General features: G+C 57.3%; 9 protein-coding genes. 8 read left to right on the forward strand and 1 reads right to left on the reverse strand.

The window, feature by feature from the left end; genetic code table 11:
* Positions 1-36 precede the first annotated feature (36 nt).
* The 7 genes from Pla52nx_RS06300 to Pla52nx_RS06330 all read left to right on the forward strand — a co-directional run bounded on the left by Pla52nx_RS06300 (position 37) and on the right by Pla52nx_RS06330 (position 10268).
* Positions 37-1062, forward strand: a complete 1026-nt coding sequence (locus Pla52nx_RS06300) for an AAA family ATPase (RefSeq protein WP_146523338.1) — start codon at positions 37-39, stop codon at positions 1060-1062.
* A gap of 14 nt (positions 1063-1076) precedes the next feature.
* Positions 1077-1967, forward strand: a complete 891-nt coding sequence (locus Pla52nx_RS06305; protein WP_146523339.1) for a DUF58 domain-containing protein — start codon at positions 1077-1079, stop codon at positions 1965-1967.
* Positions 1964-2938, forward strand: coding sequence for a hypothetical protein (locus Pla52nx_RS06310; protein WP_146523340.1), 975 nt, complete (start codon positions 1964-1966; stop codon positions 2936-2938). Before Pla52nx_RS06305 ends, Pla52nx_RS06310 begins: the two co-directional genes overlap by 4 nt.
* 89 nt (positions 2939-3027) lie before the next feature.
* Complete coding sequence (locus tag Pla52nx_RS06315) at positions 3028-4002, forward strand: vWA domain-containing protein (RefSeq protein ID WP_197455085.1); 975 nt, start codon at positions 3028-3030, stop codon at positions 4000-4002.
* Positions 3996-5027, forward strand: a complete 1032-nt coding sequence (locus tag Pla52nx_RS06320; protein ID WP_146523342.1) for a vWA domain-containing protein — start codon at positions 3996-3998, stop codon at positions 5025-5027. Before Pla52nx_RS06315 ends, Pla52nx_RS06320 begins: the two co-directional genes overlap by 7 nt.
* Positions 5027-6112: a hypothetical protein gene (locus Pla52nx_RS06325; protein WP_146523343.1), complete on the forward strand. Its 1086-nt coding sequence runs from the start codon at positions 5027-5029 to the stop codon at positions 6110-6112. Before Pla52nx_RS06320 ends, Pla52nx_RS06325 begins: the two co-directional genes overlap by 1 nt.
* Positions 6113-6263: 151 nt before the next feature.
* Entirely contained in the window at positions 6264-10268 is a 4005-nt protein-coding gene (locus tag Pla52nx_RS06330; RefSeq protein WP_146523344.1) for a hypothetical protein, read from the forward strand.
* Between the two features lie 57 nt (positions 10269-10325).
* Here the strand turns inward: Pla52nx_RS06330 and Pla52nx_RS06335 are convergent, their stop codons facing one another.
* Positions 10326-11237, reverse strand: a complete 912-nt coding sequence (locus tag Pla52nx_RS06335; protein ID WP_146523345.1) for a lactate/malate dehydrogenase family protein — start codon at positions 11235-11237, stop codon at positions 10326-10328.
* Between the two features lie 159 nt (positions 11238-11396).
* Here Pla52nx_RS06335 and Pla52nx_RS06340 point away from each other — a divergent pair, with 159 nt between their 5' ends.
* Positions 11397-15683 (forward strand): GEVED domain-containing protein, encoded by a 4287-nt coding sequence (locus Pla52nx_RS06340; RefSeq protein WP_146523346.1) that lies wholly within the window; start codon positions 11397-11399, stop codon positions 15681-15683.
* The last annotated feature ends 253 nt before the right edge of the window (positions 15684-15936 follow it).

Genomic DNA, 15936 nt, shown 5'->3' on the forward strand with positions numbered 1-15936 from the left:
TACTCGTCACATTCCTGGAAACCCACCCAGTGCACCATGTCTGACACTCTTGTTGAAACGTCATCGGACTTGAGCATGTCACCCGACGGAGTATTTGAGCCGGTCGCGCCTTTTGCGAAAGCCGTGATCGAGCAGGTCGGACAAACCGTCGTCGGCCAGACCGAAGTCGTTGAGCGGGTTTTGATCGCGTTGTTGACGGGAGGACACTTGCTTTTGGAGGGCGTTCCGGGGATCGCAAAAACGCTGCTGGTGCAGTCGGTGGGCAAGGCGATCGATTTGCAGTTCAAACGTGTGCAGTTCACGATCGATTTGTTGCCCTCAGATATCTTGGGCTCCGAGATTTTGGATCAGCAGTCTGGCCAGTTTCATATTCATAAGGGCCCGGTTTTCACCAACTTATTGCTGGCCGACGAAATCAATCGTGCTTCACCCAAAGTGCAGTCGGCGCTGTTGGAGGCGATGCAAGAGCGACGCGTATCGATCGGTGACGAGACCCACATCTTGCCCGCTCCCTTTCTTGTCATTGCAACTCAAAACCCCGTCGAGCAAGCTGGGACGTTCGAGTTGCCCGAAGCCCAGTTGGACCGGTTCATGATGTGCCACCGGCTGCGTTATCCCACACCAGCGGAAGAAACCGAGGTGGTGCGTCGTGCCTTGAAGCTGAAGCTGCAACGGCAGGGTGATGGTGCGGTGCCTCAGTCGATGTTCGACGCGATCAGCGATGAGCACAAATTGAGCGTCGGCGATTTGACACAGGCAATGACACAGGTTCAGGCTGTTCACGTCAGCGAGGTCTTCATTCACGACTGTGTCAAATTGATCAACGCAACGCGGGACCACAAGGACTTGGTTCTCGGTTGCAGTCCTCGCGCGGTCCTGAGCTTGGTCCAAGCCGCACGGGCGCGCGCATTCATCTACGGACGAAGCTATGTGGTGCCGGAGGATTTGTTTACTTTGGCCGAAGACGTGATCTTGCACCGCGTCCGTTTGAGCTATGAAGCGCTCGCTGAAGGGCTAACGCTAAAGTCCATGTTGGATCAATTGCTCAACGAAATGCTTTGAAAACACGACCAAGCATGAACGCCGCCTCAAGCCAATTCGAAACGCTGCCGAGCCCCGACATCTTGTCGCGTGCCAATTTTGAATTGGTCGTTCGACGCATCGCCGATGATATCGCATTTGGCACCGATGACTCACTGTTTGTCGGATCTGGTTTGGAGTATGCCCAGTCGCGTCCGTACGAACCGGGTGATCCCGTCCGACAGATTGACTGGAAATTGAGTGCCAGGATGCCGGTTGCCTATGTCAAGCAGCACGAAACGCTCAAACGCATCGCGATGTATATCGTCGTCGACACGTCCGCATCGATGAGCGTTTCGTCCACACCGCTGAGCAAACATGGGCTGGCGGTGTGGGCCGCCGCGGCGATCGGATTGGTCGGAGTGCGTCGACTGAGTCCCGTCAGTGTGCTGAGCGCTGGCTCACGCCACGGACGATCACGTAGCGATGGTGTCCCCAGCTTGTCACCGGACGATTTATGGCGTGACCTGGAGCCCCTACGTGCTCACGACGTCGACGAGGACACTGAGCTTGCCGAGCGATTGAATGCGCTGTCAGTGCGACTGACACGCCGGAGCCTGCTGGTGGTGCTGAGTGACTTGCACGACCCGGATGCCTTGACCGCTCTGCGCCAGTTGGGACATCAGCACGACGTCGTGGTGCTGCACCTCCAGGATCCTGCTGAGGCCGGAGGTTTACGAGCCGGATATTTTCGCGGCACCGAGGCAGAGTCTGGCCAAGCATTCCTGGCCGATGGCAGACAGCGTTGGCGAGATGATTGCACCCTTGCTCGTGACTTGGCCGGCGCGGACGTCAGCTATCTAAAACTGGTCACGCACCGTCCATTGCTTTCACCGCTGCGACAGTTCTTGCTGACGCGTGCGATGCTGATGCGGGGGCAACGATGAATCGAACGCTCTGCTCAGTACTGGTTTGCTGGATGTTGACGCTGACGATCCATGCGACTTGGGCGAACGATTCAAGTTGGGTGAACAATGACAACGCGCGTATCGATGACGACGCAATTCTGTTGACCGTCAAGCGTGGTCTGACGGGACAACTGACGTTCTCGCACGCAAGTCCCACGCTGCAAGCGATCCCGAATCAATCGATTGATTCCGAAGTGCTGGTTCGGCTTGAGAGATCGACGACAGATTCGCCATTGCGGGCGGGCCAAAATCGCTACACGCTGAGGTTCTTTGGCACCGTCGCCGGCGATTATGATTTGTCGAAATGGGTGGTTCAGCGAGATGGTTCAGCACTGCTTGATGCAGACTCGTTGCCACCGATGACGGTCCGTGTGGTTTCCGAGCTACCGCCTGGCCACGGAACGAGTCTTTATGAGATCGACGATCCGATGGTGCATGCGTCGGGAGGGTACCGCGTCGGTTTGGTTTGCTTTGCAGTGCTGTGGGTGATGGTGCCGGTGGTTTGGAGCCTCGTCCGCCGGCGAGCGAGCCAGCCAGAAACGGTGACGCCCGCCGCTCTGCCACCGACGCTCGCCGATCGCTTGCGTCCATTGATCGAGCGGGCGAGTCAAGGCTTGCTGAGCGTCGACGAGCAGAGCCGACTGGAGTTGCTTCTGTATGTCTTTTGGCAACGACGCCTGGGTTTGCCCGCTTCCATGGCCAAAGCTTTACCGATTTTGCGAAATCACGCGGAGGCAGGGGGATTGTTGCGAACACTGGAGTCATGGATTCATTCGGATGCCCATGAATCCGATGGCGGAGTATCCGCTAAAACGGCGGGACGCACATTGAGCCCTGCCACGATGGACGCGTTGCTGGCACCCTACCACGCCAGCCTGCAGTCGGATGCAGACACTGGGCAGAAGGATTTACATGCGACCGATCTGGAAAAAATCGGGAGTGCCGTATGACGTTTGTGAATCCGCAATGGTTGCTTCTGCTCGTCCTGCCGCTGGCGTTGGGCTATTGGTCGGTGTGCCGACGTGGGAGTGGAATCAGGATGCCTTTCGATCATGAGTCGCACGCATCACGTCCCTGGTTGGCCGCGTTGTTGCGTGGGGCAGAGCTGTTGCCTGCGGTGCTGCTGGCGGTGGCAGTCATTTTGATCGCCCGGCCTCAGGTGTTGCAGGTTCCGGATCGGGACCGCGTTGCCACACACATCACCGTGTGCATGGATGTCTCCGGCAGTATGAGCGTCGGGATGGGGGATCAAAATCGATACGAAAGCGCGGCCGCCGCGATCCAGTCGTTTACTTATGCCCGAGAAGGTGACGCGATCGGACTGACCTTGTTCGGTTCCTGGCCACTGCGATGGGTGCCGCTGACCAAAGACCTGCAGGTGATCCGCAATGCATTGGCATTTGCCAATCCGCGAAACCAGCCCCGAGGCATGGGCGGCACGATGATCGGATCGGCATTGACCTATTGCGCCGATAACATGCAACGTGAGGCGGCGAGGTTGGATGGGACGGATGTCGGTCATCAAAGTGTTGATCAGTGGAAACGAGATCGGGCGGCGGAGCAGTTGTTTCGTCGGGCTTCGCTGGGTTCTTCGGCAACGATGGGGCCCTCGGCTCGCGGAACCGCTTCATCAATTCCGGGCACCAGCGATCGCTTATTGATTCTTGTCTCTGACGGGGCGAGTGGCGACCTGAACGGGCAAGATCAAATCGACCGGATCTCGCAACGGCTCAATGACGCTGGCATCACGATGTATCACATTCACATCGGCAGCGACACAATCCCGGCTCCGGTGTCGAGCATTGCCAGGGCGACCGGAGGCGACGCGTTTCTCGCAACAAATTCCGATGGAATCAGATTGATCTTCAATCATATCGACCAGATGCAACCGGCACGGTTCGTCGCCAACGCGTCGATCCCGGTCGATTACTTTGAACCCTTCGTGCTGATCGGCGCCGTTGCCTTGCTACTCTACGCGTTGAGCCTCTTGAAATGGAGGTACACGCCTTGGTAATCAGCCCACTGGTCACAGCCATCTTGGCAGCGTTGAGCTGCATTGCAATTGTTGCCATCGCCGAATGGTTGCACGCAGCCCGAACGCATCGAGTCGCAAAGCTTGCCTTTGGAGCTACGGGGCGACCTGCGGCCTGGGCTAGGCTGGTGCCGTTGATCCGCGTGACGACGATGGGATTGATCGCTTGGGGGCTTGCGATTCTGTTTTGCGAGCCGCCACGCGTCGCAGATGTCCAGCCGTCCCCGGAGGCGTCCAAGCACGTGTTGGTTTGTCTGGATTCGTCACCCAGTATGTTTTTAGAGGACGCCGGGCTGAGGCAGCCTGACAACAACGAGTTGCAGCAGAGAATGGTCCGTGGCGGCGAAGTCATCCAAGCGGTTTTGGATCGATTGGATGGGGAGAACACACGTATCACGGTGTTCGGTGTTTACACCAAGGCCGTACCGATCGTCGAAGAGACGTTTGACAAAGCCGTCGTGCAGAATCTGTTTGACGGTTTGCCTGTCTACACCGCGTTCGCGCCAGGTCCGACTCAGCTTTCCTCCACCATCTCGGATGCGATCGAGTACGCGCGGCGATGGCCTGATGGTTCTGCACTATTGCTCGTGGTCAGCGACGGGGACAGCACGGACAAAACACCGATCCGAGCGGTACCAAAAGCGATCGCTGACACACTGGTGATCGGGCTGGGACAAACCAGTCAAGCAACTACGATCGCCGGCCATGCTTCACGTCAAGATGCCGAATCATTGCGGGCACTCGCCAGCCAACTGCGCGGCACCTATTTTGACGCCAACATTCGACACCTGCCGAGCGAGCTGCTGAGCCGATTGTCAATCATCCAGCCGCGTGTCGCCGACGGCGTCGGGTTACGCGAAGCGGCGGTGGTGGCGGTGTGTTTTGGGGCGACGCTGCTGTCGATCCTCTTGCCGACGCTCAGCCTGCTTGGTGCACCACGGCGGGAATCAGCGGCGGTCCACTCGATGCAGTCTCCGCTTGCCGCACATTCAGGAGAACTTGTCTGATGCGTGCTTCCATCCTTTGGTTGATTTGGCTCGTGTTGCCGGTCTTTGTCATCGCCTATCACTATGGGCCAGGCCAAGCATGGCTGGCTCGCGATCAGGCCGCTGCCATGATTCGCGAGGCCGAAGCCCAGTCGGTGAAGGCCACCGAAGCTCAGAACGCAGCCTATCAACTACAACTCGATGTGCTCGACGCCAGACGCAAAGCCTTTGTCGCCGGCGTCGACTGGCAGACTCAGCCCCAGCACCCCATCGCGCAATCGGTGCGTTCAGCAACCGACCAGCAGAATGCCGCTTATGAATCGGCCGCTGAAGTGTGGCACGCCACTGCTGAGCTGTATGGTCAAGCGACCGAGACGTTGCTCAATACGATCGGTCAAAGCACAGGGAAACAGCAGGGTCCCCCACAGGTCGACCTGGAATTGCTGGAGTCTCTACGTTGGGCCGAGGCGCGGGCGATGGTACGCTCCGGCGAAGTATTCAACGGCATCGAACAGCTTCAAGCCCTTTTGGATCTGCGTGTGAGTGATACAAACGCAAGTGCTGCCGACGGGAATCCTATGAGGGGTTCTTCTAAGTCGTTACCGACGGATGCAATCCGCGAAGAACTTGCCGCAGCCCAGTACATCGGCGCTCGGCTCTTGCGTGAAGAAGGCCGCCCTCCGGAGGTCTGGCGGCCGATCGCTAACGAGGCTCGCCAGCACTACCGTTATCTCTCTGCCCCCGAGAGCAAACCGAGTGCAGTCGTGAGCACAGCACAAGCAGTCCGGGAGCAAGATCCCAGGGGCTCCCAGAAAAAGACTACGACGGAAACCTCGTCCGGAAACGTCGATCTCTCAGCCCTCACTGCCAACCTGGATCGAGCCGAGCGTCTGCAACTCAACCTCGAACAAGTGCTCAATTTGGAACAAAGTACGTCGGATCAACTCGAAGGATTGCCTCTTCCGCGTCGAGCTCCGCTTGCACGCCGTCCCGGTGACGGAGAACCGGGTGACAAACCGGGAAAGGCACCTGGACGAGGTCCGTTACAGGACGGACCGCCGGGTGGCGGCGCCGGCGTTCCCGCTCCCTATGGCGCGGGTTGGTAATGAAAAACCTTCGTCTTTACTTTCACTCGCTTTCGCTGTTCAACGAATCGCTAACCTGGTGCGTGCCATGACACATCATTCGTCTTATCAGCCTGCCACCGACTCTGCAATCTCACGTCCTGCTGCGATCAATAGGAACGGCCCCCAAACAATGCCGAAACATCATCCAATCCGCCGACGCATCGTTGGGGTGTCGCCAATCGTCCTGATCATCGCATGGACCATCGCGTTGACACCGGCATCCTGGGCTACGGCACAAAGTTCAAGGATCATTTTGCGGGCGGCGCCGTCGCAATCCGCGACCGAAACGGAATCCACGCAATCGGATCCATTTGCGTCAGAGACGCCATCGGCTCCATTCGGATCGGAGACGCCGGCACAGCCCGCTGCGTCCACAACCACTGCTACGGCGAAGCCGGATGCCGACACCCAAAAAATCCTTGACACGATCAAGACGCTGCCGGACGAAGAGAAACGCGCGATGGTCGCTTACTACAAAGACCTGGGCGTTGACTTGGCGCCGTGGCTGCAGTCTGCAGAGACTCCTGGAACAGCCACCAGCAACCGTCGTCGACAGCTTGTGAAGTTGATGCGAACGGTCAACTTCGTGAGACGTCCCGAGGCGGTGCTGAACGCTCGCAGCCAGATCGGCATGGAGCCCGAGTCCTTGCCGTCGGCAGACGCAAGTGACCAAGATATTGTCCAGTGGTTTCATCGTCACGCAATGTCAGCAGAGTGGGCGGCCGTCAAAGCGTTATTGGTATTGCGTGCCGGCAGTGAGGCCGAAGGAATGTATGCGGCGTTGATCCAAGGCACCAATCACGCCGAGTCGGAACTGATTCCAGAAGACGTCCTAGGGGTCTCCGAAGCGGCACCGACGGAGCTGACCGATTGGCAAGTCGACTCGTTGGCCGGACTGCTCAAGAAAGCAGCGGATAAAACCAGCACACGACCGTTGATCGAAAAGTTTCGCCAAGGGACGACTTGGTTCGGCAACAAAACAGATGCGCAACGTGAACGCACAGTTCGACTGTTGCTCGCTGCAGATTTGCCGATCGAAGCATTTGAGTTCATGCCGTCGTTGGACGAAGCACGCGAAAGCGAGAACGCGCCGGTGATGAAGGGCCACGCGGAATACCAACTGGCACGCGCCGCTGAATCCAAGGATGCAGAAAGCGACCGGATGGTCGAGACGGCTTGGTCACTGTTCGGCGAGATCGCATTGCTCGATAGCGCCGACATAGCAATGAGATCGGAGGCCCTGGGCAGAGCAGTCGACTTGTTGCCACGCGTGCCACCGGGGCCGGGGCTGGCTTGGTTGCGAAGCTTGTTCGAGCACCCGTCGTTGGCGCCTGCTGGTCTGCAGGCGGTCGCACTGAAGGCTTTGAAACTGGAAGATGAAAAGTTGCCGGAAGCCGCACGCGCCCAGGCGATCCTGACGATGAAGGAGGCCGTGGATACATTGTTGGATCAACAAAATGTGCATCAGGATCAATTGACGATTCCGCTGCGCATGTTGACCATCGGTTTGTTGTCAAGAGCTGAGAATGCGATCAAGGAACAAGCCAACAAAAGCGGCGTGTCCGAAGTCGCCGCATTGTTGCTGCGGTCGATGCCCGACGAAGCCTGGCGTGAACAAATCGAGCCAAGCTTGGTCGGACGCGCGTACAACGCGTTCATCGGTGTCGCGTTGATCGCGGACGAAACCGACTTGGCATTGGAACTGCTGACGCAAGGTGTCAAACGACAGCCAGCCATGAGCACCGAACTGGCGACCGGGTTCCTCAACCTATGGGTCGGTCGGATGCGGGCTCGCACGACTCAGCCCGTGACCACCAGCAGTGCGTTTTTCTATTCGTACAGTCGAAACACGCGTCCTTCATCGCCGGTGACCCGCGGCTGGCAACAACGCAACTTGGATCGCTTGGCCGAGTTGCTCGGCGTGCTTGACGGCATCGGCATCGATGGCAGACGACTGCCGGGCGTTGTGACCGCACTGAGTGCTTGCTATGGACCGACACAGGCCTACGAACGAGAGACGATCGAGCGTGTGCTTGGACCGATCGACCAGATCAATGCGCCCGTTGCCGCTCAATTGGCTTCCACCATGCGACAAGGATTGAGCGGAGATTGGCGGAGTCGAAAGGCTCAAGAGGATGCGGGATTTGAACGCAGTGAGTCGGAGCTGCGAAAGATCGTTGAGACCGGATACGACTTGGCAACCGCGCTGGCAGAGTCTGCCGTGGCGAACAGCACGGACGAACAAGAGGCTTGGCGACACGCGACGTTGAAAGCTGCTTTGAGTTTTGATCGGATGCAGTTTCGTGGCGAGCGAGAGCAAGATGCGGCTGCGTACCATGCTGCACGCAAGCTTGTTTTCAACGCCTTTGAAAATGCAGCATCGCGATACCGACAAGCCCTCGCAGACGGTCGCGTACGTCCCGACATGCAGATTTATGACGTTTGGTTCAGTTTGGCACTCGGCGCCAGCGATTTGGGAGCGCTGACGCTGGAAGACCTGATGACGGAAGGCATGGAGAACGCGGACCAAATCGACCTGCTGCGATCGGACATCCTGAAGATGGCACCCGATCAAGCAAGTTACCACTTTGGCGAGTTCGCCCGCAGCGTGATGTCGGGACTCCCGCAAACCAAGCCAGAAGTCAAACCACGATTGCTGCAGGCTGCGGCACGCGTCGTCGGCGATGACCCCGCGGGAACACCCATTCGGAGAACTCTCGATCTGTACAACGAATTGGTGGAAGATGAAATTCACCTGCACTTGGCGATCGATGGCAGCGACCGCGTCGGCACCGAGCCCTTCGGGGCGATCTTGACGCTGCAACACACCGCGTCCATTGATCGATCCTCTGGCGGTTTTGCACGCTACCTGATGGACAGCTTCTCGCAGTTCAGCGCGGGCCAATGGACGACGATCAATTATCAAGAACGATTGCAAAAAAGCATTGAGACCTCATTCGGTGGCACCGTTCAATTGCTCGGCATCGGGTTCTTTCAGCCGATGAACCCGGCCGTTCCGATCCGACTCCAAGGCAAACCCGGATGGCAGGAAAAGCCGATGGCCTATTTGGTGCTGCAGGCAAACGATCCCAGTGTCGACCGATTGCCCGCCGTTCAGATGGACATGCACTTCACCGACGCTTCGGGACCCATCGTATTGCCGGTGTTGTCAAACACGGTACTGATCGATGCTGCTGCCGATCCTGCGCCACGTCCCGTTTCAGACCTGGTGATTGAACAGACACTCGATGCCAGACCGATGCTGCTGGGCAAAGACGACCAAACGGTGAAGCTTGAGATCGTCGCCCGCGCGGCAGGTGTCCTGCCAGATGTCAGTCGGATGTTCAAAGATTTTGACGACGCACTGCCGGGCTACAAAATAGATGACGCCCAATTGGTTGCTGATCCCTACGATGTCAGCCAGTCGCACCGAGCCCAGGGCGAGAAAGACGACAAGCCGACAAACCGCAGTCCGTACGCCTACTACCAGGAAAGCCTACCCAATTTGGACCCGGACTCCGACGGCTTGTTTCGACTGGGCACGATGCGCAAATGGCTCGTGACCTACGTCCCCGAAGGATCTGTCGGCGGTTTCAAACCTGACCAGTTTCATTTCCCAGCCTTGAGCGACAACGCCACGCAAACGCTTGTCTCGATCGATCAGGCTGACGGAAAAAAATCAAGCGTGGCTCCTGCGATGATCACACGGTTCACCTACGAGGACTACGACATGGTGCCAGTTGAGGGCGCGGTGGTGCAATTCGAGACCAAAGGCAACAACTACGGGGCCTGGGGAGTAGCCGGCTTGATCTCGCTGTTACTGGTCTCGTTGCTCGCATCGTGGATGCTTCGCGGCGGACCGATGGCCACAGCCCAATCCAGTGTCATTTCGATCCCAGAATCACTCACGCCCACCGGTGCCGCGTTATTGCTCCGACGGATCGAGCAAACCCAGGCGTTGAACTGGTCGAAATCAGAACGGTCAGAATTGCGAGCCGACATCGACGCCATCCAACGTCGTCACTTTGCCGACGCGGCATCCGCTAACGGTGACGCTGGCAATTCTAGCGGCCATTCGAATCAATTGCGTCCCACGGTCCAGCGTTGGGCACAACGTGCCGCTGTGACCGGATAGAAATGGCTTGCCTCGTGAATCCCACAATCCGGTGCGTCAGTCAATGGATCGGCGCTCCTAAACCGCCCTCATTAGCGAGATCGTTTTGCGAACGGATTCTGCGGAACGACGAAATGCGTCCTGTTCCTCCGCAGTCAGCTGAGGGCGGATGACACGGGTGACACCTTCCCGACCGATGACTGCGGGGAGCGATAGACAAACATCGGTGACTTCGCAAAATCCGTCGATCAGCACGCTCAGAGGCATCGTGTGCCGCAAGTCGTAAACGATGGAATCAAGGATTTGCATCGTCGCCAGGGCAATCCCGTAGTTCGTGTAGCCCTTCAGTTTGGAGACTTGATATCCCATGCCGACGGTGCGTTGAAAGATTTGCTGGGATACGTCGTTCGGGTAAAACCGTTCGCCGCCGGTCATCGCAATCGAGCTTGCCGCAAACTGGGTGTCACCGTGTTCGCCGAGAATGTATGCCCTGATGTCATCCGAGTGGATCTTTAACGTGTCCGATAGCATGGCTCGGTAGCGAACACTGTCGAGCAATGTGCCTGTACCGATCACTCGACAGGGATCAAACCCAGACAGCTCAATCGCCGCGTACGTCAACGCATCAACCGGATTGGAAACGATGATCAGGACAGCACCAGGACTGAACTTGGCCAACGCAGGAATCCATTCTTTTAGCAGTGCGTGATTGTCGCTCGCCAATTCACTACGTTTGCGATTGGGGTCTCCGTAGGGGACGGATGAAGTGAACACGATGATGTCGGAGCCCTCAGAGTCTGGAATGTCGCCAGCGGAAATCCGCATGTTGCTATTCCGCAGCGCGCTGGCGTGTGACAAGTCCAACGCGTCGCCCTCGGCTTTTTCACGTGTCCGGTTGACCAACATCAACTCGCTGGCCATGGGGTTCATGACGTTTGCAAAGGCGATGGCCGAGCCGACTTTGCCCGTGCCGACGATCGTGATTTTCATGCCGTATGAATCGGGCTAACGTTCTGGGATGACAAAAAACGAGATGACCTCCAGCTTTTTTCGTTGTTTCCGTTGATACGGCTGAAATCAAAGCCGGCTGTCTCTATCATAGCTGGTACGCCTTGACTTTCTCCCCATCTTTCCGGATCCCCCCGCCCCATGCGAAAAAAACTTCGCATCAAACATCGATTATTGCATCGGCGTCGCTTGTTTTCACTCGAGCGACTTGAGCAGCGGCAGTTGCTGGCCGCTGGAGTCAATCTTGCACTTTACGAGTTCACCAACAACACCGCGGGCAACCCCGAGTTCTTTTCCACCGACACGCACTTGGAGACGACCGCGAGCGATATCACGTCGCCATTGAGCTTGGGTTGGACGGGGAACGGCAGCCCACCCAACGGGCTCGCCTTGGGCGGCGCGTTCAACGAGACGACCGAACCAACCCCGGCTGGCGGTCAACTCGACTATTTTGAACTTACCATCACACAGGATGCCGGATACGCGATGTCGACGTCGCGATTCAGCATGCAGATCCGACGCAACGACCCCGACTCAAAGAACAGCTATTCGGTTTACTTTGACGACGACCCCGGAGCGGGCGGAAACAACTTCACAACCAAGTTGACCAGCGGCACGATCACCAGCGAAGACACTTTCGAATCGATCATTGTCGATGTCGAAGGCCTGCCGGAATTCACGAACAAGACCACGCCGCTAACGTTCCGCGTCTACGCTTGGGGAACCGCTGGGCTGGGTACCATGCGACTGGACAACATTCGTGTCCAGGCCATTCAAGAGTCGGTCAGCGAGTCAAAACTGGCGTACTATGGCGACGCCGGCCGATTGTTGCACCCGCTGGACCCGAGAGGAAATCGCATCGCAGATTTCTCCACGGCAGGTTATCGCAACAGCAACGAGCCGATCCCTGACGTCACGCAGCTGATCGATGCATCTCGCGTGGTCAGCGTATCACCTGTTCCCGGCGACGACATGGCAACGATTCAAGCCGCAATCGATCAAGTGGCCGCGATGTCGCTTGACGGCAATGGCTTTCGTGGCGTTGTACAGCTCACCGCTGGCGAATTCCAAATCAGTAACCAGCTCCGAATCCTGGACAGCGGCGTCGTTCTGCGTGGTGTGGGAGACGGCGACGATCCGGCCACGGACACGATTCTGCGTGGGACGGGAACGTTGCAGCGATCTCTTATTGTCGTTGGTCAATCGTCAGGGTTTGCCTCTGGAATTGCGAACACGACACACAACATTGTGGACAAATACGTCCCGGTCGGTGCCACGAGCCTACTTGTCGACTCGACGAGCAACTGGAGCGTCGGAGACCCCGTGGTCGTCAGACGCCCCAGCACGCAGGAATGGATTTCCGCAATCGGGATGGACAACATTCCTCCCCGAAGCGACGGCGGGACGGTCGTTCAATGGTCACCGGGCAGTGCCTTCGACCAGCTCTACGAACGCACGATCACGCGGATCGAAGGCAACCGAATTTTCCTCAACGCGCCGCTGATGAACTCGTTCGAGCAACAATACGGCGGCGGAACTGTTTGGCGATACACGTTTCCACGGATCAATCAGATCGGCATTGAGAACATTCGTGGAATCTCCGATTTTGTAAACCCCACGGACGAAAACCACGCCCAAACCTTTATCGAGCTTCAAGCGGTCGAGGACGCTTGGGTCCGCAACGTGACGGGGCAGTATCTCGTGTTTTCAACCGTCCATGCGACCAGCCGTTCAATCCGGGTCACGGTCGATGACGCGCAAAGTCTTGATCCGGTATCCATCGTTACTGGCGGTCGTCGCTACCCATTTAATATCGATGGCCAATTCATCTTGATGCAGAATCTGTACTCCGAAGACGGCCGACACGATTTCGTCAACAACGCAGCAACACGAAATCGTGGTCCCAATGTTTTCTTGAACGGAACCGCAGTCGATTCCAATAGCAGCAGCGGGCCTCACCAACGATGGTCCTCTGGAACACTTTACGACACCATCAGCACCGACAACATGACGGAAGCCCGCAACCGGGGGAACTTTGGGACGGGTCACGGTTGGGCGGGAGCAAACATGGTGTTTTGGAACAACACGGCAACTCAGTTTGTCATCCAAAATCCACCGACGGCACAAAACTGGCTGATCGGCTCCACGGGGCAAATCGTCGAGGAAACTCTTTTCGGCCCGCAACCCTCGGGAATCTATTCCGAGCACGGAACTCCGATTGATTTTGGCGATCCGAACAATCCGCTGAGCAGCCTTTTCATCGCCCAACTCAATCAGCGATCTGGTGAACCGGGTTCCGAAAAACGCGAGTACGTTCTGGGTGACTTTGATCTACTGGAGTATGACGGGGTAGGCAGCGCCGATGACGTGTTTGTCGACGCGGATTGGGCATCAAGTCTCGCCACGCTGGGAGTTTCAAGCCACTTGGATAGGTCAATCGACGACCGCGTTGTGCCGTTCAGCTTTGCCTACCAACTCGATTCTCATGAAATCGTCACCGCCGCAACGCTTTCGCTAGGTCTTCGAGGAACAGGGTCTGGGACGAGTGATGACACGCTCCTGATCGAGAGTCTGCTCGACTCGCGGCCTCTGCAGTCGTATGGACTGCCTGCACAGATTTCACAGACGGAGACAACGCCGGTCTTGATCGAATTGACCGGAGCGGATCTCGTTGCCTTGCAAGACGGATTGTTGAATTTGGCGATCGATAACAACACGGCGGTGGATTGGGCGGTCCTGGACTTGACGGTCAACACTGCTAGCGAGTTTGACCTGGGTGACGCGCCATCGCCATTTGCCACGCTGTTTGCCGACGACGGAGCACGCCATGTCGATACGGGGCCGAGACTTGGCAACCTCCGTGATGCGGAAGCCGACGGTCAGCCCACGGGCGACGCCGATGGTGACGGCGGTGACGATGATGGAGTGATGTTTGGAATGCTGGCTACCGACATGACGCTGGCAGGCGTGAACGTGGACCTCCAAAACGCTGCGGCCGCCAAAGTCGATGCCTGGATTGATTTTAACTTCGATGGTGACTGGGACGATCCGGGCGAGCAAATTCTCGACAGCGTGGATATCGCCGGCGGCATGCAAACATTGAACTACAGCGTCCCAATGGATGCCATCATCGGAAAAACCTTCGCACGTGTTCGCGTCAGCACGCATGGCGGCTTGGAGGCTGTCGGCGCCGCAATCGATGGTGAGGTCGAAGACTACTTGATCACGATCCTGCCACCGCGTTCCGTTCAGGCCGAGATCGATGCCGGCGGGAATCTGGTCGTCCGACCGTTGAACGGAGTCAGCTTGGACGATGCTTTGGAGCTTTCGACGGCAGATGGCAATCTGCGAATCAGCGATGCCAACTACACCGTGGTTGCCGGCGATGGCGTTTCTCAAAACGGAGCAGAAATCGTCGTTCCCTTGTCCAGCATCACCGGCTTGGTGGGAATCGATATCGATACCCAATCCGGGACCGACGCGGTCCATGTGAGTGGATTGGCCAGGACGTTGCCCGCTGAAATAACGATCAACGCGGCCAATGCCAACCTGGTGCTCAGCGATGACTTGACGATTGATCTGGAGCCTGGTTTTTCTCCGACGGTCGGGCAAGTGTTTTCCCTGGTGAACGCTGGGACCAACGCTGGCATCACCGGCTCATTTGACAACGTCAATTTGCCCACCCCACCCGACAACACGCATTGGGACTTGGTGGTCGGTGCAAACGAAGTCAGCATGGCTCTGTTGTCAACGCCGCCGAGAATCACGGAAGTGAGAATCGGTTCCACGAGTTGGAGCGAAGCGTTTCGGGACAGCATGGATCCCGATGGACAAGGTTACTTGCTCTCGCAAGGTGCTGAGCAACTGGCCGACGTACCATTTACCAATACCAATCAAATCTTTGTTGGCTTTGATCAGCAAGTATTCGCCACCGGGGGAACAGCATTGCAACCCGGCGACTTTCAGCTCGTGGGTTCCCCGTCGCTGGGCATCAACTACCAAATCGACAGCGTGAATTTTGACACCGGCACCAACACGGCCATTTTGACGATCAATCAAGAATTGTCCGCGGACAAGTTGCTGCTTCATATCGCCGATGCTGCCATCGAGAATGGCAACGGGATCGCACTCGATGGAGAATGGTCCACTGGAAACATGGGATCATCAGGCAATGAAACGTCAGGCGGCGTATTTAACTTTCGGTTTGATGTTCTGCCGGGCAACGTCAACAACGATCTGCTTTCGAACACCACCGATCTGTCTTACGTCCGTTCACTCGGAACACAGATAGCGGGCGTCACGCCCGAGTTTGACCCACGAGCCAACGTCAACGGCGACCTCCTGGTCAACACAACAGACCTTTCGCTCATCCGCTCCCTCGGCACGCAACTGATCACAGGGTTGATTGATCCGACGCCGCCCAGTTGATGAGGCTAGATGTGGACTGTCAAAAGGTTGGTCTTGACATGCAGCGTCAATTCGCCAGTTTTGTTCCTCAATTTGGGAAATACGTCGAAGGCGTTTAACAACATAGCCCAGGGTAAGGTTCCCGCGAGTGTAACGAGTGGGACCGCCACCCTGGGTTCAAAACGCGATTGACTCTCACCTCACTCCCGCTCCGATTTTGGCGGCTTCGCCGCCAAAATCGGAGCGGGAGTGAGGTACTGAAGGGGACGTTATC

The sequence above is a fragment of the Stieleria varia genome (assembly GCF_038443385.1).
Lineage (GTDB): Bacteria > Planctomycetota > Planctomycetia > Pirellulales > Pirellulaceae > Stieleria > Stieleria varia.

Coding starts and splice junctions, on each gene's coding strand:
- Pla52nx_RS06300 (WP_146523338.1), top strand. CDS start 37: ATGTCTGACACTCTTGTTGAAACGTCATCGGACTTGAGCATGTCACCC.
- Pla52nx_RS06305 (WP_146523339.1), top strand. CDS start 1,077: ATGAACGCCGCCTCAAGCCAATTCGAAACGCTGCCGAGCCCCGACATC.
- Pla52nx_RS06310 (WP_146523340.1), top strand. CDS start 1,964: ATGAATCGAACGCTCTGCTCAGTACTGGTTTGCTGGATGTTGACGCTG.
- Pla52nx_RS06315 (WP_197455085.1), top strand. CDS start 3,028: ATGCCTTTCGATCATGAGTCGCACGCATCACGTCCCTGGTTGGCCGCG.
- Pla52nx_RS06325 (WP_146523343.1), top strand. CDS start 5,027: ATGCGTGCTTCCATCCTTTGGTTGATTTGGCTCGTGTTGCCGGTCTTT.
- Pla52nx_RS06330 (WP_146523344.1), top strand. CDS start 6,264: ATGCCGAAACATCATCCAATCCGCCGACGCATCGTTGGGGTGTCGCCA.
- Pla52nx_RS06335 (WP_146523345.1), bottom strand. CDS start 11,237: ATGAAAATCACGATCGTCGGCACGGGCAAAGTCGGCTCGGCCATCGCC.
- Pla52nx_RS06340 (WP_146523346.1), top strand. CDS start 11,397: ATGCGAAAAAAACTTCGCATCAAACATCGATTATTGCATCGGCGTCGC.